The organism is Hydrogenophaga sp. YM1 (genome assembly GCF_016903055.1).
GTDB lineage: Bacteria > Pseudomonadota > Gammaproteobacteria > Burkholderiales > Burkholderiaceae_C > Hydrogenophaga > Hydrogenophaga borbori.
The window spans coordinates 2,744,931-2,767,370 of record NZ_CP070223.1; the positions used below are offsets into that span (position 1 = coordinate 2,744,931).

General features: G+C 70.9%; 18 protein-coding genes and 1 tRNA gene. 9 read left to right on the forward strand and 10 right to left on the reverse strand.

Annotated features, from left to right (window positions below):
- The 3 genes from JNX00_RS12865 to def all read right to left on the reverse strand — a co-directional run bounded on the left by JNX00_RS12865 (position 1) and on the right by def (position 3,263).
- On the reverse strand, positions 1-1,125 hold the full coding sequence (locus JNX00_RS12865; protein ID WP_070398330.1) for an efflux RND transporter periplasmic adaptor subunit: 1,125 nt from the start codon (positions 1,123-1,125) through the stop codon (positions 1-3).
- Positions 1,122-2,582 carry an efflux transporter outer membrane subunit gene (locus JNX00_RS12870; protein ID WP_204742532.1) on the reverse strand — a complete coding sequence of 487 codons (1,461 nt, stop codon included), beginning with the start codon at positions 2,580-2,582 and terminating at the stop codon, positions 1,122-1,124. Before JNX00_RS12870 ends, JNX00_RS12865 begins: the two co-directional genes overlap by 4 nt.
- A gap of 141 nt (positions 2,583-2,723) precedes the next feature.
- On the reverse strand, positions 2,724-3,263 hold the full coding sequence (gene def / locus JNX00_RS12875; RefSeq protein WP_070398717.1) for a peptide deformylase: 540 nt from the start codon (positions 3,261-3,263) through the stop codon (positions 2,724-2,726).
- A gap of 338 nt (positions 3,264-3,601) precedes the next feature.
- On the opposite strand from def, the gene JNX00_RS12880 reads away from it, so the two are divergent.
- Positions 3,602-3,919 (forward strand): hypothetical protein, encoded by a 318-nt coding sequence (locus tag JNX00_RS12880; protein ID WP_070398328.1) that lies wholly within the window; start codon positions 3,602-3,604, stop codon positions 3,917-3,919.
- Here the strand turns inward: JNX00_RS12880 and ligA are convergent.
- From ligA to smc, 3 genes are read right to left on the reverse strand one after another with little or no spacing between them, the layout of a single operon-like run.
- Entirely contained in the window at positions 3,909-6,008 is a 2,100-nt protein-coding gene (gene ligA / locus JNX00_RS12885) for an NAD-dependent DNA ligase LigA (protein ID WP_204742533.1), read from the reverse strand. The two genes, JNX00_RS12880 and ligA, sit on opposite strands and share 11 nt — an antisense overlap.
- A gap of 5 nt (positions 6,009-6,013) precedes the next feature.
- Positions 6,014-7,171 carry a cell division protein ZipA C-terminal FtsZ-binding domain-containing protein gene (locus JNX00_RS12890; RefSeq protein ID WP_204742534.1) on the reverse strand — a complete coding sequence of 386 codons (1,158 nt, stop codon included), beginning with the start codon at positions 7,169-7,171 and terminating at the stop codon, positions 6,014-6,016.
- Positions 7,172-7,184: 13 nt separating this feature from the next.
- Positions 7,185-10,703 (reverse strand): chromosome segregation protein SMC, encoded by a 3,519-nt coding sequence (smc, locus tag JNX00_RS12895; RefSeq protein WP_204742535.1) that lies wholly within the window; start codon positions 10,701-10,703, stop codon positions 7,185-7,187.
- Between the two features lie 233 nt (positions 10,704-10,936).
- Here smc and JNX00_RS12900 point away from each other — a divergent pair, with 233 nt between their 5' ends.
- From JNX00_RS12900 to JNX00_RS12935, 8 genes are all read left to right on the forward strand, one after another.
- Complete coding sequence (locus tag JNX00_RS12900; protein ID WP_204742536.1) at positions 10,937-11,698, forward strand: MHYT domain-containing protein; 762 nt, start codon at positions 10,937-10,939, stop codon at positions 11,696-11,698.
- A gap of 50 nt (positions 11,699-11,748) precedes the next feature.
- On the forward strand, positions 11,749-12,969 hold the full coding sequence (gene dapC, locus JNX00_RS12905) for a succinyldiaminopimelate transaminase (protein WP_204742537.1): 1,221 nt from the start codon (positions 11,749-11,751) through the stop codon (positions 12,967-12,969).
- A gap of 61 nt (positions 12,970-13,030) precedes the next feature.
- Positions 13,031-13,864: a 2,3,4,5-tetrahydropyridine-2,6-dicarboxylate N-succinyltransferase gene (gene dapD, locus JNX00_RS12910; RefSeq protein WP_070398322.1), complete on the forward strand. Its 834-nt coding sequence runs from the start codon at positions 13,031-13,033 to the stop codon at positions 13,862-13,864.
- Positions 13,865-13,989: 125 nt separating this feature from the next.
- A complete protein-coding gene (locus tag JNX00_RS12915) occupies positions 13,990-15,150 on the forward strand; it encodes a PilT/PilU family type 4a pilus ATPase (RefSeq protein ID WP_070398716.1) in 1,161 nt (386 codons plus the stop codon).
- Positions 15,150-16,322: a succinyl-diaminopimelate desuccinylase gene (gene dapE / locus JNX00_RS12920; RefSeq protein WP_204742538.1), complete on the forward strand. Its 1,173-nt coding sequence runs from the start codon at positions 15,150-15,152 to the stop codon at positions 16,320-16,322. Before JNX00_RS12915 ends, dapE begins: the two co-directional genes overlap by 1 nt.
- Positions 16,323-16,330: 8 nt before the next feature.
- Positions 16,331-17,200: a 50S ribosomal protein L3 N(5)-glutamine methyltransferase gene (gene prmB / locus JNX00_RS12925; RefSeq protein ID WP_204742539.1), complete on the forward strand. Its 870-nt coding sequence runs from the start codon at positions 16,331-16,333 to the stop codon at positions 17,198-17,200.
- Entirely contained in the window at positions 17,197-19,155 is a 1,959-nt protein-coding gene (locus JNX00_RS12930) for an ATP-binding cassette domain-containing protein (protein ID WP_070398320.1), read from the forward strand. The genes prmB and JNX00_RS12930 overlap by 4 nt, the downstream gene beginning before the upstream one ends.
- 82 nt (positions 19,156-19,237) lie before the next feature.
- Positions 19,238-19,483: a GlsB/YeaQ/YmgE family stress response membrane protein gene (locus JNX00_RS12935; RefSeq protein WP_070398319.1), complete on the forward strand. Its 246-nt coding sequence runs from the start codon at positions 19,238-19,240 to the stop codon at positions 19,481-19,483.
- Between the two features lie 95 nt (positions 19,484-19,578).
- Here the strand turns inward: JNX00_RS12935 and JNX00_RS12940 are convergent.
- The 4 genes from JNX00_RS12940 to ybgF all read right to left on the reverse strand — a co-directional run bounded on the left by JNX00_RS12940 (position 19,579) and on the right by ybgF (position 22,440).
- A tRNA-Lys gene (locus JNX00_RS12940) sits at positions 19,579-19,654 on the reverse strand.
- Positions 19,655-19,692: 38 nt separating this feature from the next.
- The gene (locus JNX00_RS12945) at positions 19,693-20,514 is read right to left on the reverse strand and encodes a tRNA threonylcarbamoyladenosine dehydratase (RefSeq protein ID WP_083293010.1); all 822 of its coding nucleotides are present in this window, start codon (positions 20,512-20,514) and stop codon (positions 19,693-19,695) included.
- Complete coding sequence (locus tag JNX00_RS12950; protein WP_070398318.1) at positions 20,511-21,629, reverse strand: YeeE/YedE family protein; 1,119 nt, start codon at positions 21,627-21,629, stop codon at positions 20,511-20,513. Before JNX00_RS12950 ends, JNX00_RS12945 begins: the two co-directional genes overlap by 4 nt.
- 34 nt (positions 21,630-21,663) lie before the next feature.
- A complete protein-coding gene (ybgF, locus tag JNX00_RS12955; RefSeq protein WP_204742540.1) occupies positions 21,664-22,440 on the reverse strand; it encodes a tol-pal system protein YbgF in 777 nt (258 codons plus the stop codon).

A 22,440-nucleotide genomic window follows, 5' to 3' on the forward strand; every position in this document is an offset into this window, starting at 1 on the left:
TCACTGCACCACTTTCACCAGGTCACCTTCGTTCAGGAAACCCGCGCCCTGCACCGCCACGGATGCCCCGGCCTGCAGGCCTTCGAGCACTTCCACGCGTTCGCCCACGCGGCGGCCGGTGCGCACCTTGAGCTGGCTGGCGCGGCTCTGCGCGTCGATGGCGAAGACGTAGTTGCTGCCGTCGCGCACCACCACGGACTGGCTGGGCACGGTCAGCGCCTCGCTCTGCCCCAGGTCGAAGGCGCCGTGCGCGAAGGTGCCGGCCTTGAGCTCGGCGTGGCGCGGCAGGTCCACGAAGACCAGGATGTTGCGCGTCTGCGGGTCGGCGCTGGGCGCGATGGCCCGCACCTTGCCCTGCACCTCGCGGCCGGTGGCGGCCGTCACCGCCACGGACTGGCCGATCTTCACGCGGTCCACCTCGCTGGGCGTGACCTCGCCGCGCCACTCCAGGCGGCCCTGGCGCACCAGGCGGAACAGCTCCTGGCCCGCGCCCACCACGGCGCCCACGGTGGCCGCGCGGGCGGAGATCACGCCGTCGTCGGGCGCCAGCACGCGGGTGTTGCCCAGTCGCACCTCGGTGGCGCCGAGAGCCGCCTTGGCGGCCTCCCATTGCGCCAACGCCACCTTCTCCTGCGTGAGGTACTGCGCCACCTGCGACTTCGAGAGCGCGCCGGTGTTCTCGATGGCGCGCGCGCGGTCGGCGTCGGCCTTGGCGTTCTGGTAGCTGGCCTCGGCCTGCATCAGGCTGGCGCGCGCCTGCAGGGTGTCGGCCTGGGTGGTCTCGCGCACGAACTCGGCCAGCACCTGGCCCTTGCGCACGGCGTCGCCCACGTTCACGTTCACGGTGGACAGGCGCAGGCCGTTCACCTCGGCGCCCACGCTGGCCTCTTGCCAGGCGGCGATGTTGCCGTTGGCCTGCAGGCGGATGGGCATCGACTCGCGCTGCGGCTGGGCCACGGTGACGGTGAGCGCGGGCCGGGGCTGGTCGCCCGCGGCTTTCGGGTCGGCGGCCGGTGCTTCGGCGGATGGGCGCAGCAGCAGCCAGGCGGCCAGGGCGAGGATGAGCAGGGCAAGCGCGGCCAGGGGCCAGAACCAGCGGCGCCGGGGATGGGAAGTGGCGTTCATCGGACGTCGTTCGAGGCGTTGGGATTCAGGGCATCACCGGTGTAGGTGGCGGGGATCGCGGCGGGATCGAAGCCGCCGCCCAGGGCGACGTAGAGCTGCAGCCAGGCGTCCATTCGCTCCTGCTGCAGGGCCACGGCGCTGCTGTCGGCGCTGAGCTTGAGGCGGCGCGCCTCTTCCAGCTCGTTGAGGTTGGCGAAGCCCACGCGGTAGCGCGCCTCGGTGGCCTCGAAGGAACGGCTGTAGCCGGCCACCGCGGTCTCAGTGGCGGCCAGGCGCTCGCTCAGGCCCGAGAGCGTGACCAGCGACTGCTCCACCTCGGCCACGGCCTGGCGCAGCGTGCGCGCGTAGGCCATGGCGGCGGCCTCGTAGCGCGCCTGGGCGCTGTCCGCGCTGGCGTGCAGGGCGCCGCGCCCCAACAAGGGCAGGCTCAGGGTGATGGGGCCGATGGACCAGGAATTGGCGGCGAAATCCAGGCCGCCGCCCGAGAAGTGGTTGCGCAGTACGCTGCCCTGCAGCGTGAGGCCCGGGCGCAGCGCGGCGCGGGCCACGCCCACGTCCTCGCTGGCGGCCACCAGCTCGCGCTGGGCGCGGTACACGTCGGGACGCTGGCGCAGCACCTCGGCCGGCACGGCGTTCACGCCCAGCAGCCGCTCGACCCGGCCGGAGGCGAGCCAGGCCTTGAGGTCGGGCGCGCCGCCGAGCTGGGCGCGCACGTCCGCTTCGGGCTGGGCGGTGATGGCGGCGATGGACTTGACCTGGCGCTCGCACAGGGCGTCCTGGCTGCGCCAGCGCGCCACGCCCTCGGCGGCACTGGCGCGCGCCAGCGCCGCCACGGCGGGCGCGGTGAGGCCGGCGCGCTCGGTCACCTCGTTGCTGTCGGCCGTGACGCGGCGCGAATCGCGGTCGTTCAGGGCCACGGTCAGTTGTTCGCGGCACAGGCGCTGGCCGAAATAGAGCTGCGCCACCTCGGAGGCGACCAGCACGCGGGCCTCGTGCCAGCGCGCGCCGGCGGCGTCCTGTTGGGCCTGCGCGCTGTCCACGCGCCCCTGGCCCTCGTCCCACAGGCCCACGGCCCAGGAGGCCTGCACCCCCGCGCTCAACGTGGTGCCCAGGGGCGTGTTCACGTCGGTGCGGCCCCGGCTGGCGATGGCCACCGCATTCGCCTGGGGGCGGCCCTGCGCCTCGGCGCCGGCCAGCGCGGCGCGCGCCGCGAACACCTGGGCCCGGGCGGACGCGATGTCGGGGCTGTGGCGCTGGGCGCGTGCGATCCAGTCGCTGAGCACCGGGTCGTCGAAACGGGCCCACCAGTCGCCCAGGGCCTGGGTGCTGCCCTGGTGCGCCAGCGGCGGCGCCATCCAGCGCTCGGGCAGGTCGACGGGTACTTCGGTCGGTGGCCGGCCCACGCTGCACGCGCCCAGCAGGGCGCCAGCGGCCAGCGCCACGAGCAGTCGCTTCATGGTGCGAAAGGGGATGCCCCCCTGAGTGTTGTTCTTGGCGCCGAGACTCTAGTCGAAGCTCAGGCCTGAACATTTCAAATCATTTCAATGGCGTAACAGCGTTTGCGCGGCGGGTGGCGCCTGTGCGCGCCCGCGCCGCGCTCAGTCGTCGTCACTGGCGTCCAGCCCCGGGAACAGCACCTCGGTGAAGCCGAAGCGGCGGAAGTCGCGCACCCGCATGGGGTACAGCGTGCCCCAGAGGTGGTCGCACTCGTGCTGCACCACGCGCGCATGAAAGCCCTCGGCCTCGCGCACGATCGCCTGCCCGAATTCGTCGAAGCCCTGGTAGCGGATGCGCCGCCAGCGCGGCACCACGCCGCGCAGCCCGGGCACCGACAGGCAACCTTCCCAGCCCTCTTCCTCTTCGTCGCCCAAAGGCGTGATGACCGGATTGATCAGCGTGGTGCGCGGAACCACCGGCGCGTCCGGGTAGCGGGGGTTGGGCGCGCCGCTGCCAAAGATGACAACCTGCAGGTCGACGCCGATCTGCGGCGCCGCCAGGCCCGCGCCGTTGGCGTCGGCCATGGTGTCCTTGAGGTCGGCCACCAGCCGGTGCAGCTCGGGCGTGTCGAAGGCGGTGACGGGCTGGGCGTGGCGCAGCAGGCGCGGATCACCCATTTTCAGGATGGCATGAATGGTCATGGCAATGACGAACAAGCAACGGGGCCATTGGGCGCGGAGCCCGTTGGAGGGGTGGAAAGGGGCAATGCCTCGGCGCATCGGGCCAGACGGCGCACCAGGGGTCAGCTACAGCCGAGTGCAAGCCTTGACGCGGCGCATTCGGTTCCGGCAGACAACCCCCATCCATTGAACCGCATTCAGCGCCGCCTTGCTGGCGCCGGGGGGCGGTGGCGGCGTCTCGGGCGGCGGGCCGAACACCCCGGCCAGCGCTCCTTCGCCATGGGCCGGGGTGGTCCGCGAGCTTGACGGGGGCCGCGCCATGGGCGAAGGTCGGCCGATCGACCCCACGGAACCACGCCATGAAGCCCCTGCTACCCGCCCTTGTCCTCGCGCTGCCGGCGCTCGCCCATGCCCAGGGCGCCGCCATCTTCAAAGACGCCGACCTCGCGCTGGGCGAAAAGCTGCTGGCCGACAACCAATGCGCCCAATGCCATGTGAAGCAGGTGGGTGGCGACGGCAGCGCCATCTACCGCCCCCAGGGCCGCATCAACAACGCCGGCCTGTTGCGCGGCATGGTGGAGAACTGCAGCACGCGGCTGAACCTGCAGCTGTTTCCCGAAGAGGTCACGGCCATCGCGGCGGTGCTCAACCGGGACCACTACCGGTTCAAGCCGTAGGCGGGTCCTGTGCCGGCGTGGCCAGCAGTGCCAGCATCGCCGCCTCGTCGATCACCGCCACGCCCAGCTCGCGGGCCTTGTCCAGCTTGCTGCCGGCCTCCTCGCCGGCCACCACGTAGTCGGTCTTCTTGCTCACCGAGCCGGCCACCTTGGCGCCGGCCGCCTCGAGCAGGGCCTTGGCGTCCTCGCGCTTGAGCGTGGGGAAACTGCCCGTGAGCACGAAGGTTTTGCCCAGCAGGGGCTGCGGGGTGTTGTGCTCGCCCTCGTTCTCGGGCCAGTGCACGCCGGCCGCGCGCAGCTGTTCCACCACCTCGCGGTTGTGCGGCTGCTCGAAGAAGGTGCGGATGCTCTGCGCCACGACCGGGCCCACGTCGTTGACCTGCAGCAGCTCGTCCACGCTGGCGTCCATGATGCGGTCCAGCCCGCCGAAGTGGCGCGCGAGGTCCTTGGCCGTGGCCTCGCCCACGTGGCGGATGCCCAGGCCGAAGAGCAGGCGCGGCAGCGTGGTCTCGCGGCGCTTGTTCAGGGCGTCCAGCACGTTCTGCGCCGATTTTTCGGCCATGCGCTCCAGGCCCGCGAGCGCGGTGAGGCCGAGCTTGTACAGGTCCGGCAGGGTCTTGATGAGCCCGCTGTCCACCAGTTGCTCGACCAGCTTGTCGCCCAGGCCCTCAATGTCGACCGCGCGGCGCTGCGCATAGTGCAGGATGGCCTGCTTGCGCTGGGCGGCGCAGAACAGGCCGCCGGTGCAGCGGTGGTCGGCCTCGCCTTCCTCGCGCACGGCGGCGCTGCCGCACACCGGGCAATGGCTGGGCATGGTGAACGGCGGCGGGTCGCCGACGCGCTTGTCCACCAGCACCGAGACCACCTCGGGAATGACGTCGCCCGCGCGGCGCACGATGACCGTGTCGCCCACGCGCACGTCCTTGCGGCGCGCCTCCATCTCGTTGTGCAGGGTGGCGTTGGTGACGGTGACGCCGCCCACGAACACCGGCGCGAGCTTGGCCACGGGCGTCAGCTTGCCGGTGCGGCCCACCTGCACGTCGATGGCGTGCACCGTGGTGAGCTGCTCCTGCGCCGGGTACTTGTGCGCCACGGCCCAGCGCGGCTCGCGGGTGACGAAGCCCAGGCGCTTCTGCGTCTCCAGGCTGTTGACCTTGTAGACCACGCCATCGATGTCGTAGGGCAGCGCGTCGCGCCGCTCGCCGATGCGGCGGTGGAAGGCCACCAGCTCGTCGGCGCCGCGGCACACGGCCGTCTGCTCGGCCACGGGGAAGCCCCAGGCCTTCAGGCGCATGAGCCAGTCGTACTGGCTGGCGGGCGGGTGCGGATCGCCGAGCACCTCGCCCCAGGAGTAGGCGAAGAAGCTCAGGGGCCGCTCGCGCGCGATGCGCGAGTCGAGCTGGCGCACGGCCCCGGCGGCGGCGTTGCGCGGGTTCACGAAGGTCTTTTCGCCCTTGGCGCCCTGGGCGATCTTCTCGCGCTGGCGCTCGTTCAGGGCCTCGAACTGGTCGCGGCGCATGTAGACCTCGCCGCGCACCTCGAGCACCTCGGGCACGCCGTCGGGAAGCTTCAAGGGAATCTGCTTGATGGTGCGCACGTTGTGCGTCACGTCCTCGCCGGTCTCGCCGTCGCCGCGCGTGGCGGCGCGCACCAGCACGCCGCGCTCGTAGCGCAGGCTCATGGCCAGGCCATCGAACTTGAGTTCGGCCAGGTACTCCACCGGCGGGTCGGACTCGGCCAGGCCCAGCTCGCGGCGCACGCGCGCGTCGAAGGCGGCGGCGCCGCTGGCCTCGGTGTCGGTCTCGGTGCGGATGCTGAGCATGGGCACCGCGTGGCGCACGGGCGCCAGTTCCTTCAGCACGGCGCCGCCCACCCGCTGCGTGGGCGAGTCGGGTGTCAGCAGTTCGGGGTGCCGCGCCTCGATCGCCTGCAGTTCCTGGAACAGGCGGTCGTACTCGGCGTCGGGGATCTTCGGCGCGTCCAGCGTGTAGTACAGGTGGGCGTGGTGGTGCAGCAGCGCGCGCAACTCGGCGGCGCGCTCGGCGGCCGACGCGGGGGGCGTCGGCTCGGCAAACATATCGGCGGTCATGGGGTCTAGGAGAACAAGCGGCGCGCCTGCGGCGAGCCGGCGGCGAGGTCGCGTTCGTCGAGCGCGTCGTACAGGCCTTCCAGGTCCAAGCCGATCTGGTCCATGGCCTCGGCCGGCAGCGGCGCGCCGGTGTCGTCGGTGACGACGCCGTCCATGGCCTCGGCCAGGGCCTGGGCAGCCTGGCGCAGGCGCGCGAAGGGCAACTCGCCGCGCGCAACGTGCGTCACCTCCAGCGAGAGGGTGATCTCACGCAGCGCGCTCTGCTCGGGGTCGTCGGCCATGGCGGCCTGGGAGTCGTAGGCCAGGGCCAGCAGCGGCGGCTGGCCCGGCTGGCTGGCCGGCAGCACCATGCGGCCGGGCAGCGTGCCCGCCACGAAGCCCAGGCGCCCCGCGTGCTGCGAGACATAGCCCGGGCTCCAGGCCGCGCGGCGCGCGCGCAGGGTGAAGCCGAGCTGGGCGTCGTGGCCGCTGGCGAAGGCGTCGAGTTCACGCGCGCGCGCCACCTCGGCCCGCATGTCGGGGAAGTCGGGGCTGGCGCCCACGGCGTCGGCAAAGGCCTGGGCCTTCACCACGAACTCGGAGAACTCGATGTCGTTGAGCGGGCCGGCGCGGTTGGCCAGTTGCACACCGGCCTGCAGCGCCCGGTAGCGCTGGTGCGGCCGCGCCACCTCCCACTCGCCGCTCTGCGCGTTGAGGCCTTCCACCGCGAAGGGCTTGCTGCCCACGCGCCGCGTGGCGGGCAGCGCCGCCAGCACGGCCTCACCCGACACCTCGTGCTCCAGCGCCAGCGGCGCGATGACGTCGATCAGCGCGTCCAGCGCGGGGCCGGGACGGCGCTCGGGCAGCGGGGCCAGGGTGGGCTCGATCGGCCCCTCGTCGCCGCCGACGGGGCCGGCGGCCTCGCCGTCCAGGCCCTCGCGCGGCGACTCGGCCACCACCGCATCGCCCTCGCCGTCCGGCGCGACGTCACCGAAACCTGGCTCGCGCCGCTCGGCCAGCGGGTCGCCCTGGGGCCCCAGCGCGGGTTCGAGCGCCTCGCCCGGCGTCAGGCGCTCGCGCGCCGTGCGCGGCGCGCTCTGGCGCGTGATCCAGGCGTTGTAGGCCACCACCGCCGCCAGCACCAGGCCGCCGACGATGACCAGTCCGATCTGCAGGCTGCTCATGGCGCGGGGCTCCTCAAGTGGCTTCCATCATCCCGGCGGCGGACTCCATGTCCACCGCCACGATGCGCGAGACGCCCTGCTCCTGCATGGTCACGCCGATGAGCTGCTGGGCCATCTCCATCGCGATCTTGTTGTGGCTGATGAAGAGGAACTGCGTTTCCTTGGCCATGGCGCTCACCAGCTTGGCGTAGCGCTCGGTGTTGGCGTCGTCCAGCGGTGCGTCCACCTCGTCCAGCAGGCAGAACGGCGCGGGGTTGAGCTGGAAGATGGCGAACACCAGGGCAATGGCGGTGAGCGCCTTCTCGCCGCCGGACAGCAGGTGGATGGTCTGGTTCTTCTTGCCGGGCGGCTGGGCCATCACCTGCACGCCGGCGTCCAGGATCTCCTCGCCGGTCATCACCAGGCGGGCGTTGCCGCCGCCGAACAGCTCGGGAAACATCTTGCCGAAGTGCTGGTTGACGGTCTCGAAGGTGGAGCCGAGCAGCTCGCGCGTTTCGTTGTCGATCTTCTTGATCGCGTCTTCCAGCGTGGTGATGGCCTCGTTGAGGTCGGCGGTCTGCGCGTCCAGGAAGGTCTTGCGCTCGCGCGCGGCGGTGAGTTCGTCCAGCGCGGCGAGGTTGACCGCGCCCAGCGCCTGGATGTCGCGGTGCAGGCGGTCGATCTCGCCCTGCAGGCCGGCAAGGCGCACATTGCCTTCGGTGATGCTCTGCGCGATGGCCGCGCGGTCGGCCTCGGCCTCGTCGAGCATCTGGCTGTATTGCTCCACGCCCAGGCGCGCGGCCTGCTCCTTGAGCTGGAAATCGGTGATGCGGCTGCGCAGCGGCTCCAGCTCGCGCTCGAGCTGCAGGCGGCGCTCGTCGCTGGCGCGCAGCTTCATGGTGAGGTCGTCGTACTGGCTGCGCAGCGCGGCCAGGGCCTGTTCGCGCTCGGTCTTGGCGGCCAGCGCGGACTGCAGGCCGGCCTGCGCGGCGGCGTCGGTCAGGCGCGAGAGCTCGTCCTGCGCGCGCCGCTGCTCGTCGGCCAGCGACTGTTCCTGCTGGCCGGCGGTGTCGATGGAACGCTGCAGCTCGGCCTGGCGCGCCTGCAGGCTGCGCAGCGAGAAGGTGGCCTCCTGCGCCTGGCGCTCCAGCGCGCGCTGCTGCTCGCGCGCGTGATTGAGCTTGCGCTCGGCCTCGATCACGGCGTCGTCGAGCTGGGCGTGGCGCTCCTGGCTGTCGGCCAGCTGCATGTCCAGTTCCTCGAAGCGCGCCTCGGCGGTCACGCGGCGCTCCTGCAGGGCTTCGAGCTGGGCGTCGACCTCGGCGAGGTCGGCGTTGATCTGCTCGCTGCGCGCGCGCGTCTGCTCGGCCTGCTGGGTCAGGCGCATCGCCTCGACCTGCAGCTCGTGCGAGCGGCTCTGCGCCTCGGCGGCCTCGCGGCGCGCCACCACCAGGCGCTGCGAGGCGTCGGTGAACGCGGCGTCGGCGCGCACCAGGGCCGAGCGCGCCTGCTCGGCGATCAGTGCCTGGGCCTTGAGCTGCTTGTCCAGGTTCTCGATCTCCTGCGCGCGCGCCAGCAGGCCGGCCTGCTCGTTGTCGGGCGCGTAGAAGCTCACGCTGTGGGCGCTGACGGCGTGGCCGCTGGCGACATAGAGGGTCTCGCCGGGCTGCAACTGGCCGCGCTGGGCCAGGGCCTCGTCCAGCGTGGCGGCGCTGTAGCAGCCGCGCAGCCAGTCGCCCAGCAGGGCCTGCTGGGCGGCGTCGTTCAGGCGCAGCCAGCTGGCCAGGGGCTTGAGCGCGCCGTTGCCCTCGTTCGCGGCGCCGGCCGGCGGCGGCTGGTAGAAGGCCAGGCGGGTGGGCGGCGCGTCGCTGGCGAAGGCGCGCACCATCTCCAGGCGCGACACTTCCAGCGCGCCCAGGCGCTCGCGCAGGGCGGCCTCCAGGGCGTTCTCCCAGCCGGCCTCCACATGGATGCGGCTCCACAGGCCCTGCAGGCCGTCGAGCCCGTGCTTGCTCAGCCAGGGTTTGAGCTTGCCGTCGGTGCGCACCTTCTCTTGCAGGGCCTTCAGGGCCTCCAGGCGCGCGCTCAGGTCGGCCTGTTTCGCGGACTCGGCGTTCACCGCCGCCTGCGCCTGGCGGCGCGCGTCGTCGAGCTGGGGCACGCTGTCCTGCAGCTCGTGCAGGCGGGCGTCGGTTTCCTCGGCCAGGGACTGGGCCGTGGCCATGGCCTGCTGGGCCGCGCTGACGCGCGCCTCGTCGGGCGCGGCCAGGGCGTTTTTGTCGGCGGCCAGGCGCTCGCGGCGCTGGCTCAGGCCGCGCGTCTGTTCTTCGATGCTGCGCTGCTCGGCCGCCAGCACCTGGATCTGCTGCTGCACCTGGGTGACCGCCGTGCGCTGCTCGGCGGAACGGGCCTGCGCGGCGCGCAGCGCGTCGTCCAGCGCGGGCAGCGCGCCGGCCTGCTCCTCGCCCTGGGCGGCCAGCACCACGGACTGCTCCTCGGCACCGACGATGTTCTCGGCCAGTTGCTCCAGCTCCACGGCGGCGTCCTGGCTGCGCGTGGACCAGGAGGCGATCTGCTCCTTCAGCTGAGCCAGGCGCTGCTCCACGCGCTGGCGGCCTTCCACCACGAAACGGATCTCGGCCTCCAGCTTGCCGACCTCGGCACTGGCCTCGTACAGCTTGCCCTGCGCCTGGTTCACCTGGTCACCCGCCGCGTAGTGGGCCTGGCGAATGGTCTCCAGCTCGCTTTCGATCCGTCGCAGGTCGGCCGTGCGCGACTCCAGGTCGGTCGCGGCCTGGGCGGCGTCCTTCTGCACGCGGGCCTGCTCGGCCTCGGCGTCGGCGCGCTTGAGGAACCACAGCTGGTGCTGCTTGAGCGTGGCGCTGGCGTTCAGCGCGTGGTATTGGGCCGCCACCTCGGCCTGCTTCTCCAGCTTGTCGAGGTTGGCGTTGAGTTCGCGCAGGATGTCTTCCACCCGCGTCAGGTTCTCGCGCGTATCGGCCAGGCGGTGCGCGGTCTCGCGGCGGCGCTCCTTGTATTTGGAGACGCCGGCGGCCTCCTCCAGGAACAGGCGCAGCTCCTCGGGCTTGCTCTCGATGATGCGGCTGATGGTGCCCTGGCCGATGATGGCGTAGGCGCGCGGGCCCAGGCCGGTGCCCAGGAACACGTCCTGCACGTCGCGCCGGCGCACGGGCTGGTTGTTGATGTAGTAGCTGCTGGTGCCGTCGCGCGTCAGCACGCGCTTGACGGCGATCTCGGTGAACTGGCCCCATTGGCCGCCGGCGCGGTGGTCGCTGTTGTCGAACACCAGTTCCACGCTGGCGCGGCTGGCCTGCTTGCGGCTGGTGGTGCCGTTGAAGATCACGTCCTGCATGGACTCGCCACGCAGCTCGGAGGCCTTGGATTCGCCCAGCACCCAGCGCACCGCGTCCATGATGTTGGACTTGCCGCAACCGTTGGGGCCCACCACGCCCACGAGTTGGCCGGGCAGCATGAAGTTGGTGGGTTCGGCGAAGGACTTGAAGCCGGAAAGCTTGATGGAATTGAGGCGCACGGCGGTCCGGGTGAGGCGGCGTTGGCGGGAGGCGGCGGTCCGGCGGGCGGACCGTCGCGGGATGATACCTGCGGGGCTATTGAGGCCCTGAACGGCAGCGAGGTGCGGTTTTTAACGGGACGTTTTAACGCCCGCCGCCTTGGGGGCTGGGTAACAGCTTGTTTCACTGGAAGCATGCCAACAGAATCGGCGGCGCCCTTTCTGAAAACCAAGTCATCACTTCGCGCCCGCCCATGAACACCATCGTCAACACCTCCTGGGACCCCGGCCTCATCGCCCTGTCGTTCGCCTTCGCCGTCATCGGCTCCTTCGTGGCCCTGAGCGCCGCCACCCGCCTGCGCAACCGCCGCGGCGCGCTGGACTGGAACAGCGTGTTCACCGTCGGCATCGCCCTGGGTGGCGTGGGCGTGTGGTCCATGCACTTCATTGGCATGCTGGCCCTGCAGATGGACGTGGGCAGCAGCTACTCCATGCTGGAAACGATCACCTCGCTCGTGGCCGCGGTCCTGGCCACGGCCGGCTCGGTGGCCTTTGCCGCGCGCCGGCCCGAGAGCTTCACGCGCCTGCTGAGCGCCGGTTTCCTGCTGGGCATGAGCGTGGTCGTCATGCACTACCTGAGCATGTTCGGCCTGAAGATCTACGGCTTCATCACCTGGGACATGGCCCTGGTGGCCGCCTCCATGCTGATCGCCGTGGTGGCCGCCACCGCCGCGCTCTGGCTGGCCTTCAACAGCAAGACCCTGGCGCGCCGCCTGGCGGCCTCGGTGGTGATGGGCATCGCCGTCTGCGCCATGCACTACACCGGCATGGCCGCCGCCGAGTTCGTCTGCACCACCGGCGAACGCGCCGCGATCCCGCAGGGCGCGGGCTTCATCTCGGCCTTCCGCCTGCCGCTGCTGGTGATCGCCACCACGGTGATGCTCACGGTGCTGCTGTCGCTGGACCAGATCTACCAGCACCTGCGCGGACGCACCCTGCGCGCGCAGCGCGCCTGAGGGCCGGGGACGGCCGGGGGTATGCCCCGCACCCCCGATAATCCCCGGCCATGAACCCCCTGTTCCAGCGGCTGCAGCCCTACCCCTTCGAGCGGCTGCGCCAGCTCTTCGCGGGCGTCACGCCCTCGCCCGCCCACCGCCCCATCAGCCTGGGCATCGGCGAACCCAAGCACGCCGCCCCCGACTTCCTCAAGCGCGCCCTGGCCGACGCGCTGGACGAGGGCCTGTCCAACTACCCCGCCACCGCCGGCACCCCGGCGCTGCGCGAGGCCTGCGCCGGCTGGGTGCGGCGCCGCTATGGCGTGGCGCTGGACCCGGCCACGCAGTTGCTGCCCGTCAACGGCTCGCGCGAGGCGCTGTTCGCCTTCGCCCAGGTGGTGGTCGACCCCACCCGGCCCGGCGCCACGGTGCTCTGCCCCAATCCCTTCTACCAAATCTACGAAGGCGCGACCCTGCTCGCGGGCGCGCGGCCGCACTACGTGCCCAGCGTGGCCGAGCGCAACTTCGCGGTGGACTGGGACAGCGTGCCCGATGAGGTCTGGGCCCGCACGCAGCTCATCTACGTCTGCTCGCCCGGCAACCCGGCCGGCGCGGTCATGCCGCTGGACGAATGGCGCCGACTGTTCGAGCTGAGCGACCGCCACGGCTTCGTCATCGCCTCGGACGAGTGCTACAGCGAGATCTACTTCCGCGACGAGGCGCCCCTGGGCGGCCTGCAGGCTGCCGCGCAGCTGGGCCGCAGCGACTTCCGCCGCCTGATCGCCTTCACCAGCCTGTCCAAGCGCAGCAACGTGCCGGGGCTGCGCAGCGGCTTCGTGGCGGGCGACGCCGCGCTCATCAAGCCCTTCCTGCTCTACCGCACCTACCACGGCGGCGCCATGAGCCCGGTGGTGCAGGCCGCCAGCATCGCCGCCTGGAACGACGAGGCGCACGTGGTGGAGAACCGCCGCCTGTACCGCGAGAAGTTCGCCCAGGTCACCCCGCTGCTGGCCGAGGTGCTGGACGTGGCCCTGCCGGACGCGTCCTTCTACCTGTGGGCCGGGGTGCCCGAACGCTTCGCTTCGCACACCCCGGGCCTGGGCGCCGACGAGGCCTTCGCCCGCGAGCTGCTCGCTCAATACAATGTGACCGCCCTGCCCGGCAGCTACCTGGCGCGCACCGTGCAAGGCGCCAACCCCGGCGCCGGCCGGGTGCGCCTGGCCCTGGTGGCCGGCGTCGACGAATGCCTCGAGGCCGCGCAACGCATCGTCGCCTTCTGCCGCGGTGGCTGACGCCACCGGCCGCCCCGCCCCCCGCTTTCCCTGAAACCCTGAACCTCAACGCAGCACTTCCATGAGCCAACAACTGCAAGCCATCATCGACACCGCCTGGGACAACCGCGCCACGCTCTCGCCGTCGGCCGCGCCAAAGGAAGTGAGCGATGCGGTCGAGCACGTGATCGCCGAACTCAACAAGGGCCGCCTGCGCGTGGCCACGCGCCAGGGCGTGGGCCAGTGGACGGTGAACCAGTGGATCAAGAAAGCCGTGCTGCTGTCCTTCCGCCTGAAGGACAACGAGATCATGCGCGCCGGCGATCTGGGCTTCTTCGACAAGGTGCAGACCAAGTTCGCCCACCTCAGCGAAGACGAAATGAAGGCCACCGGCGTGCGCGTGGTGCCGCCGGCCGTGGCCCGCCGCGGCAGTTTCGTCGCCAAGGGCGCGATCCTCATGCCCAGCTACGTGAACATCGGCGCCTATGTGGACGAAGGCACCATGGTCGACACCTGGGCCACCGTGGGCAGCTGCGCCCAGGTCGGCAAGAACGTGCACCTCTCCGGTGGCGTGGGCCTGGGCGGCGTGCTCGAGCCCCTGCAGGCCAACCCGACCATCATCGAGGACAACTGCTTCATCGGCGCGCGCTCCGAAGTCGTGGAAGGCGTCATCGTCGAAGAGAACTCGGTGCTGGGCATGGGCGTGTACATCGGCCAGAGCACGCCCATCTTCAAGCGCGACACCGGCGAAATCCTCTACGGCCGCGTGCCCGCTGGCAGCGTGGTCATCAGCGGCGGCCTGCCCAAGCAGACCGCCGACGGCAAGGCCTACAGCACCTACGCGGCGGTCATCGTCAAGACGGTGGACGCGCAGACCCGCGCCAAGACCAGCCTGAACGACCTGTTGCGCGACTGACATGAAACACCCCCGCCGCGCTTCGCGCGCCCCCCTCGAGGGGGCCACCCCTGCGGCCCGGCACAGCCGGTTCCGCGGGGTGCCGCGACGGGGCTCCCCCTCGGGCATATGACGAAAGGATGGTCATGAGCAGCGGAACGATGGAGCGCATCCTGCGCCTGATGGCCGAGAAACGCGCGTCCGACGTGTACCTCACGGCGCACGCGCCGGCGATGATCAAGATCAACGGCCAGGTCATCCCCATCAACAGCCAGGTGCTGCCGCCCGAGGCCCCGCGCAACCTGCTGGCCGAGATCATTCCCGCCACGCGCATGGAAGAGCTGCTGGAGACCGGTGAGCTCAACATGGGCGTGCCACTCGACGGGCTGGGCAACTTCCGCGTGAGCGCCATGCGCCAGCGCGGCTCCATCGCGGTGGTGGTGCGCTATGTGCCGGGCGACATTCCCGCGCTGGACACGCTCAACGTCGCGCCGGTGCTGGCCGACCTGGTCATGGAAAAGCGCGGCCTGATCCTGATGGTGGGCGCCACCGGCGCGGGCAAGAGCACCACGCTGGCCGCCATGATCGACCACCGCAACGAGCGCGTCAGCGGCCACATCCTCACGGTGGAAGACCCGATCGAGTACACCTACCGCAACCGCAAGTCGGTGGTGAACCAGCGCGAGATCGGGCCCGATACCGCCTCGCTGCAGGTGGCGCTGAAGAACGCACTGCGCCAGGCGCCCGACGTCATCCTCATCGGCGAGATCCGCGACCGCGAGACCATGTCGGCGGCCATCGCCTACGCGCAGTCGGGCCACCTGGTGCTGGCCACGCTGCACGCCAACAACAGCTACCACGCGCTCAACCGCATCCTCAGCTTCTACCCGGTGGAGGTGCGCCCCACCATGCTGGGCGACCTGGCCGCCGCGCTGCGCGCCATCGTCTCGCAGCGCCTGCTGCGCACCCAGCAGGGCAACGCGCGCGTGCCGGCCATGGAGGTGCTGCTCAACACGGCGCTGATCGCCGACCTGATCCAGAAGGCCGACTTCTCGGGCGTGCGCGAGGCGATGGAGAAATCGCTCGCCGAAGGCTCGCAGACCTTCGAGCAGGACCTGGCGCGCCTCATCCACGAAGGCCTCGTCACGCGCGAGGAAGGCCTGGCCCACGCCGATTCCCCCAACAACCTGCTCTGGCGCCTGCAGAACGATTTCGAGCACAGCCGCGCCAGTGGCTACGAGGCCGCCGAAGAAGAAGCCAGCGACGCGCCGTCGTTCACCGAGTTCACGCTCGACGTCAAATTCTGATGACCGATACCCTGCGCCTCGCCGAGGCGCTCATCGCCCTGCCCTCCGTCACCCCGCGCGACGCGGGCTGCCTCGATCTGATCGCGGCGCGCCTGCGCGCCATCGGCTTCCAGTGCGAGCGCCTGGACAGCGGCCCCGACGACTTCCGTGTCAGCAACCTCTGGGCGCGGCGCGGCAGCGGCCAGCGGCCCACGCTGGTGTTCGCTGGCCACACCGACGTGGTGCCCACCGGACCGCTGGAGGCCTGGGCCAGCGACCCCTTCGTGCCCAGCCACCGCGACGGCGCGCTGTACGGCCGCGGCGCGAGCGACATGAAGACCTCGATCGCCGCCATGGTCGTGGCCTGCGAGCGCTTCCTCGCCGAGCAGCCCGACCCCGCCATCGACATCGCCTTCCTGCTCACCAGCGACGAGGAAGGCCCCGCGCTGGACGGCACGGTGGTGGTCTGCAACGCCGCGAAGGCGCGTGGCGAGCGCCTGGACTGGTGCATCGTGGGCGAGCCCACCTCGGTCGAGCGCACCGGCGACATGATCAAGAACGGCCGGCGCGGCACGCTCAGCGGCAAGCTCACGGTCAAGGGCATCCAGGGCCACATCGCCTACCCGCACCTGGCGAAGAACCCCATCCACATGGCCGCCCCCGCGCTGGCCGAGCTGGCCGCCACCGAATGGGACCGCGGCAATGACTTCTTCCCGCCCACCAGCTGGCAGATCAGCAACATCCATGGCGGCACCGGCGCGAGCAACGTCATCCCCGGCACGGTGGTGATCGACTTCAACTTCCGCTTCAGCACCGAGCGCACGCCCGAGTCGCTGCAGGCGCAGGTGGTCGACATCCTGGCGCGCCATGGCCTGCACGCGGGCAGCGAGCACGACCTCGCCTGGACCCTGGGTGGGCGCCCCTTCCTCACCACCCCGGGCACGCTGGTCGACGCCGTGCGCGCCGCCATCCGCGAGGAAACCGGCATCGAGACCGAGCTCTCCACCACCGGCGGCACCAGCGACGGCCGCTTCATCGCGGCCGTGTGCCCGCAGGTGATCGAGCTCGGCCCGCCCAACGCCACCATCCACAAGGTCAACGAGCACGTGAAGCTCGCCGACATCGAACCCCTCACCGCGGTCTACCGCCGCACGCTGCAGCACCTGCACGCGCAGGCGCGGCAGACCGCCTGATACCCACCGTGAACCTGCAAGAACTGATGGCCCGGGCCGAAGCCCGCCTGGCCAGCGCCAACCTGGCCTATGGCCACGGCACCACCAATGCCCACGACGAGGCCGCCTGGCTCGTGCTGTGGCGCCTGGGCCTGCCGCTCGACACCGACCTCGACGCACACGCCGCCGACACCGTGGACGCCGACGCGGCCGCCGCCGTCGATGCCCTGATCGAGCGGCGCATCGCCACGCGCGAGCCCGCCGCCTACCTCACGCAAGAGGCCTGGCTGCAGGGCGTGCCCTTCTATGTGGACCGCCGCGCCATCGTGCCGCGCAGCTTCATCGCCGAACTCATCGCCGACGGAGGCATCGACCCCTGGCTGAGCGACGACACCGTGCGTGTGCTGGACCTGTGCACCGGCAATGGCAGCCTGGCCGTCCTGGCCGCCCTGGCCTGGCCCGAGGTGCGCGTGACCGGCGCCGACCTGTCGCCCGAGGCGCTGCAGGTCGCGCGCATCAACGTCGACCGGCACGGCCTGGCGGACCGCATCGCGCTCGTGGAAAGCGACGGCCTCGCGGCCTGCCCCGGCCCCTGGGACCTGATCCTCTGCAACCCGCCCTACGTGAACGCGCACAGCATGGCCGAGCTGCCACCCGAGTTCCGGGCCGAACCCGCGCTGGCGCTGGCCGGCGGCGCCGACGGAATGGACTTCGTCCGCGCCCTGCTGCGCGACGCGCCCGCGCGCCTGAGCCCGCGCGGCGTGCTGGTGCTGGAGATCGGCCACGAGCGCGCGCACTTCGAAGCCGCCTTCCCCGCGCTCAACCCGGTCTGGCTGAGCACCAGCGCGGGCGACGACCAGGTGCTGCTGCTCACCCGCGACGCACTGGAGGCCGCATGATCGTCGTCCGCGATGTGGTGCTGCGCCGCGGCACCAAGGTGCTGCTCGACCGCGCCTCGCTCACCATCAACCCCGGCGAAAAAGTGGGCCTGGTGGGCCGCAACGGCGCCGGCAAGTCCAGCCTGTTCCGCCTGCTCGACGGCAACCTGCACGAAGACAAAGGCGAGTTCAGCGTGCCTGCGCAGTGGCGCCTGGCCCAGGTCGCGCAGGACATGCCCGAGACCGAACTCGACGCCACCCGCTTCGTGGTCGAAGGCGACACCACCCTGCTCGCGGCCGAGCGCGAGGTGGCCGAGGCCGAGGCCAGCGGCGACGGCGAGCGCATGGCCCATGCCTACATGGCGCTCAACGACGCTGGCGCGCACGACGCCACCGCGCGCGCGCAGGCGCTCATCCTCGGCCTGGGCTTCCAGACCAACCAGCTCGATCGCCCGGTCAACAGCTTCTCTGGCGGCTGGCGCATGCGCCTGCAACTGGCGCGCGCGCTCATGTGCCCGAGCGAGCTGCTGCTGCTCGACGAACCCACCAACCACCTGGACCTGGACGCCCTGGTCTGGCTGGAGGCCTGGCTGGCGCGCTACCCCGGCACGCTGCTCGTCATCAGCCACGACCGTGAGTTCCTCGACGCGGTGACCAACGTGACCGTGCACATCGAGCACGCCCAGCTCAAACGCTACGGCGGCAACTACAGCCGCTTCGAGGACATGCGCGCCGAGCAGATGGCCCTGCAGCAGGCCGCGTTCTCGCGCCAGCAGGACAAGATCGCGCACCTGCAGAAATTCATCGACCGCTTCAAGGCCAAGGCCAGCAAGGCCAAGCAGGCCCAGAGCCGCGTGAAGGCGCTCGAGCGCATGGAGCGCATCGCCCCTGTGCTGGCCGACGCCGAGTTCAGCTTCGAGTTCAGCGAGCCGGCCAGCCTGCCCAACCCCATGCTGGTGCTGGACGGCGTGGACGTGGGCTACCCCGGCGATGGCGGCGAGCCGATCACCATCGTGCGCGGCATCCAACGCTCGGTGATGGCCGGCCAGCGCATCGGCATCCTGGGCGCCAACGGCCAGGGCAAGTCCACGGTGGTCAAGACCATCGCGCGCACGCTCGCCCCCCTCGCGGGCACGGTGACCGAAGGCAAGGGCCTGAACATCGGCTACTTCGCGCAGCAGGAACTCGACGTGCTGAGCCCGCGCGACAACCCGCTGGAGCACATGGTGCGGCTGGTGAAGGAGTGCAGCGCGCAAGGCCGCCTGAGCGGCCAGCCCACGCGCGAGCAGGACCTGCGCAACTTCCTCGGCATGTTCCAGTTCACCGGCGATCAGGTCTTCCAGGCCGTGGGCAGCATGAGCGGCGGCGAGAAGGCGCGCCTGGTGCTGTGCATGATCGTCTGGCAGCGCCCCAACCTGCTGCTGCTCGACGAACCCACCAACCACCTCGACCTGGCCACGCGCGAGGCCCTGTCCATCGCGCTCAACGAGTTCGAGGGCACGGTGATGCTGGTGAGCCACGACCGGGCCCTGCTGCGCGCCGTGTGCGACGAGTTCTGGCTGGTCTCGCGCGGCGCCCTGTCGCCTTTCGACGGCGACCTCGACGACTACCAGCGCCACCTCATCGAGATGGCCCGGCAGGCGCGCGAGGCGCAACGCGCCGCCGCGCGCGCCGAGGCCCCCGCCCCAGCCCCCGTGGCCGCGCCGGCGGAGGACCGCCGCGCGGACGCGCAGCGGCAGAAAGCCCTCACCGAGCGCCTGCGTCCGATCAAGAAGGAACTGGCCCAGGTGGAACAGCGCATGGCCGCCTTGGCCCAGGAGCGCGAGCGCCTGGAGGCCGAGCTGCTTGCCGCGCCCGAACCGGCGAAGCTGGCCGAACTGGGCAAGCGCCTGAAGGTGGTGGAGGCCGAGAACGGGACCGTCGAGGCGCGCTGGCTGGAGCTCAGCGAAGCCATCGAGCAAGCGCAGCAGGCCTGAGCCGCGCGTGCCCTAAGCGCGCTACAGTGGGTCCGGGCCGTCGAGAGGCGGTCCGTTCAACATCCCACAGGAGGCTCACACCATGATGTCCATTCTCGGCACCATCCTCATCGGTCTCGTCGCCGGCTTCGTGGCCCGCATGCTCAAGCCCGGCAACGACAGCATGGGCTGGATCATGACGGCCGTGCTCGGCATCGCCGGCTCCTTCCTGGCGAGCTACCTCGGCGCCGCCATGGGCTGGTACGCCCCGGGCCAGGCGGCGGGCTTCATCGCCTCCGTGGTCGGCGCGATCGTGATCCTGGTGATCTGGGGCATGTTCAAGAAGTGAGGCCCTGGCGCTGCGGCCCTCGCGGCGCCGCAGCGGGCCATCGCCGCGGCACAAAGAAAAAGGCCCTGGTCTCACGACCAGGGCCTTCCTGTTGGTGGTAGGACGTGGCAGGCTCGAACTGCCGACCAACGGATTAAAAGTCCGCTGCTCTACCAACTGAGCTAACGTCCCACACGCTTCACAACTTGCGTATCGCTTGCTGCGAAGCCTCAGATTATAGCGTGGTTTCGATGGCTCTCTGAAGGCCGATCGCTTTTTTCTTGCGATGCGTTCGCCAGGGTGTCGAGCAGCCAGCCCGCGGCGCACAGGCCGAAGGTCGCGGTAACCGTGACCACCGAGCCGAAGCCGTGGCAGTTCAGCGAACCATCGCCACCATCGAGCCCACACGACGGGTCCGGCGGCGCCACCGCTTCGCGGCTGAACACGCAGACCGTGTCCATGCGACCCTGGCGCGCGCCGCCGTGGTGCTTGCGCAGGCGGTAGCGCAGTTGTGCCAGCAAGGGGTCGTGCGTGACCTCGGCCAGGTCCGCCAGCTGCACCGCCTCCGCGCGGCGCTTGCCGCCGGCCGCGCCCACCGCCACGAATGGCACCCGCTCGGCGCGGGCCCAGGCAGCCATCGCTGTCTTGGCGCGCACCTGGTCGCAGGCGTCGATGAGGCCGTCGGGTCGCTGGCCTTGCAGCAGGCCAGGCCAGTTCTCGGGCGTCACGAAGTCGTCCACCAGGTCCAGTTCGATGCCGGGATGAAAGCCCAGGATGCGGTCCCGCAGGGCCTCGATCTTGGCCTGGCCCAGCGTGGCGTCCAACGCATGCACCTGGCGGTTGATGTTGGATTCGGCGACGTGGTCGAGGTCGATCAATGTGAGACGGCGCACGCCGCTGCGCGCCAGCGCCTCGGCCGCCCAGGAGCCCACGCCCCCCAGGCCCGCCACCACGCAATGCGCGTCGAAGATGCGCTGCGCGCCTTGCACGCCGTAGAGCCGCCGCAGCCCGCCGAAGCGGCGCTCGAAGCGCTCGGCGTCCAGCGGATTCACCCCGCGCGCTCCAGCAACCACATTTGGAACTTGAAGCCCAGCACCGCGCCACCCACGATGCCCGCGACCGCGATGGCACTCAAGAGGCTGAGCGTGGACAGGCCGGAAAGCCCTTGGCCCACGGTGCACCCCAGGGCCGTGACCCCCCCCACACCCATGAGCGCCGCGCCCACGAGGTGCAGCGCGGTGTCGCGCGTGTCGCGGAAGCCTTCCCAGCGGAAGCTGCGCTCGATGAGCGCGCAGAGAAAGGAACCCGCAACCACGCCGAACACGGTGACGACACCGAAGGTCAGCACCTTGCTCTTGTCGCTGAAGAAGATGAACCAGTCGAGCACGTAGGCCATCGGCGCGGTGAAGGTCAAGGCCTCCATGCGGCCGCTGTTGCTGCCCGTGTAGACAGGTTCCAGCGTTTCCGGGTGCTCCGGCAGGAAGCCCAGGTGGCCGCTCACCCACCACATACCCACAATGGTGAGACCGATGCCGATCCCCGCGAGCAGGTTGTTGCCGGTGCGGAAATCCGCGCTGCGCAGGCACCAGGCGATCAGCACGACGCCGATCACCAGCGCGCAGAGCAGGCCCACCAGGCCCGGCTCCATGCCCAGGGCCTTGGCCACCCAGGTGGGCAGCGCCGAGCCCGACGGCAGCTCAAGGCTCACGCGGTCGACGGTGTTGACGCGCACCACGCCGAAGATGCCGCGCAACGTCATGAACGCGGCCAGGCCCATGACGAAGAACACCACCAGCGACTTCAGGCTGCCGGCGCCGATGCGCACCAGCGTCTTGCTGCCGCAGCCCGAGGCCAGCACCATGCCGAAGCCAAACAGCGAGCCCCCCACCAGGGCCGAGAGCCAGAGGAAGCGGCTGCCGGTGTAGAGCGACTGGCTGGTGTCGATCCAGCCCAGCCAGCCCATGCCATAGAAGCCGATGGCCGCCACACCCACGGCCATGACCCACATGCGCATGCGGGTCCAGTCGCCCATGTTCACGATGTCGCTGATCGCGCCCATGGTGCAGAAATGGGTGCGCTGGGCGATGAAACCGAACACCGCGGCCACGCCGAAGGCGGCCCACAGCACGGTCTGGTTCAGGGATTGCAGGGTGGCGAGTTCGTCCATAGGGCCGCGATTGTAGGGGCGGCCCCATGGTCCCTCACTTCAGTCGGGCCAGGCGTTCCTTGGCCGCGCCGGCGGCCTCGCTCTGCGGGTGCTGCTTGACCAGATCTTCCAGCGTTCTGCGCGCGCCCTTGGTGTCCTTGAGCTCGACCTGGCTGTTGGCCAGGGCCAGCATGGCCTCGGGCGTGCGCGGGTGGTCGGGGAATTCGCGCACCAGGCGCTGGTGCGTTTCCACCGCGTCCTTGTAGGCGCGCGCGGCGTACTGGGCGTTGCCGAGCCAGTACAGCGCCACGGGTGTGTAGCCGCTGGTGGGGTAACGCCGCAGGAAGGCGGTGTAGGCGACCGTGGCGCCCGTGAAGTCGGACTTGCGCAGGGTGGCCATGGCGGCGTCGAACTCGGCCTTCTCGGCCGGTTGTGCCGTGAAGCTTCGGCCGTCGAGTTCGACCTTCACCGGCTCGACCTGGCGCAGGCGCTCGTCGATGCCGGCCTGCACGTCCTTCTGCGCACGCTGCAGCTCGGACACCTCGCGCGCGAGCTGCTCGTTCTGCCCGCGCAGGCGGGCGATCTCGCCGCGCAGCTGCTCGATCTGGTTGGCCAGTTCGAGCATGCTGCGCTTGATGGTCGCGTCGCCCTCGCGCTGCTGCGCGGCGGCGGCATCGGTGGCCTGGCGGTTGGCGTCGACCTGGCGGCGCAGCTCGATGATGGCCTGGCGCGCCTCGTCGTCACCGAACAGGGCGTGCGCGGACGGCGCCCACAGGCCGCCCAGCAGCAGGGCACCCGTGGCCAGCGTGGGTTTCCAGCGCGCGGTGCTCAT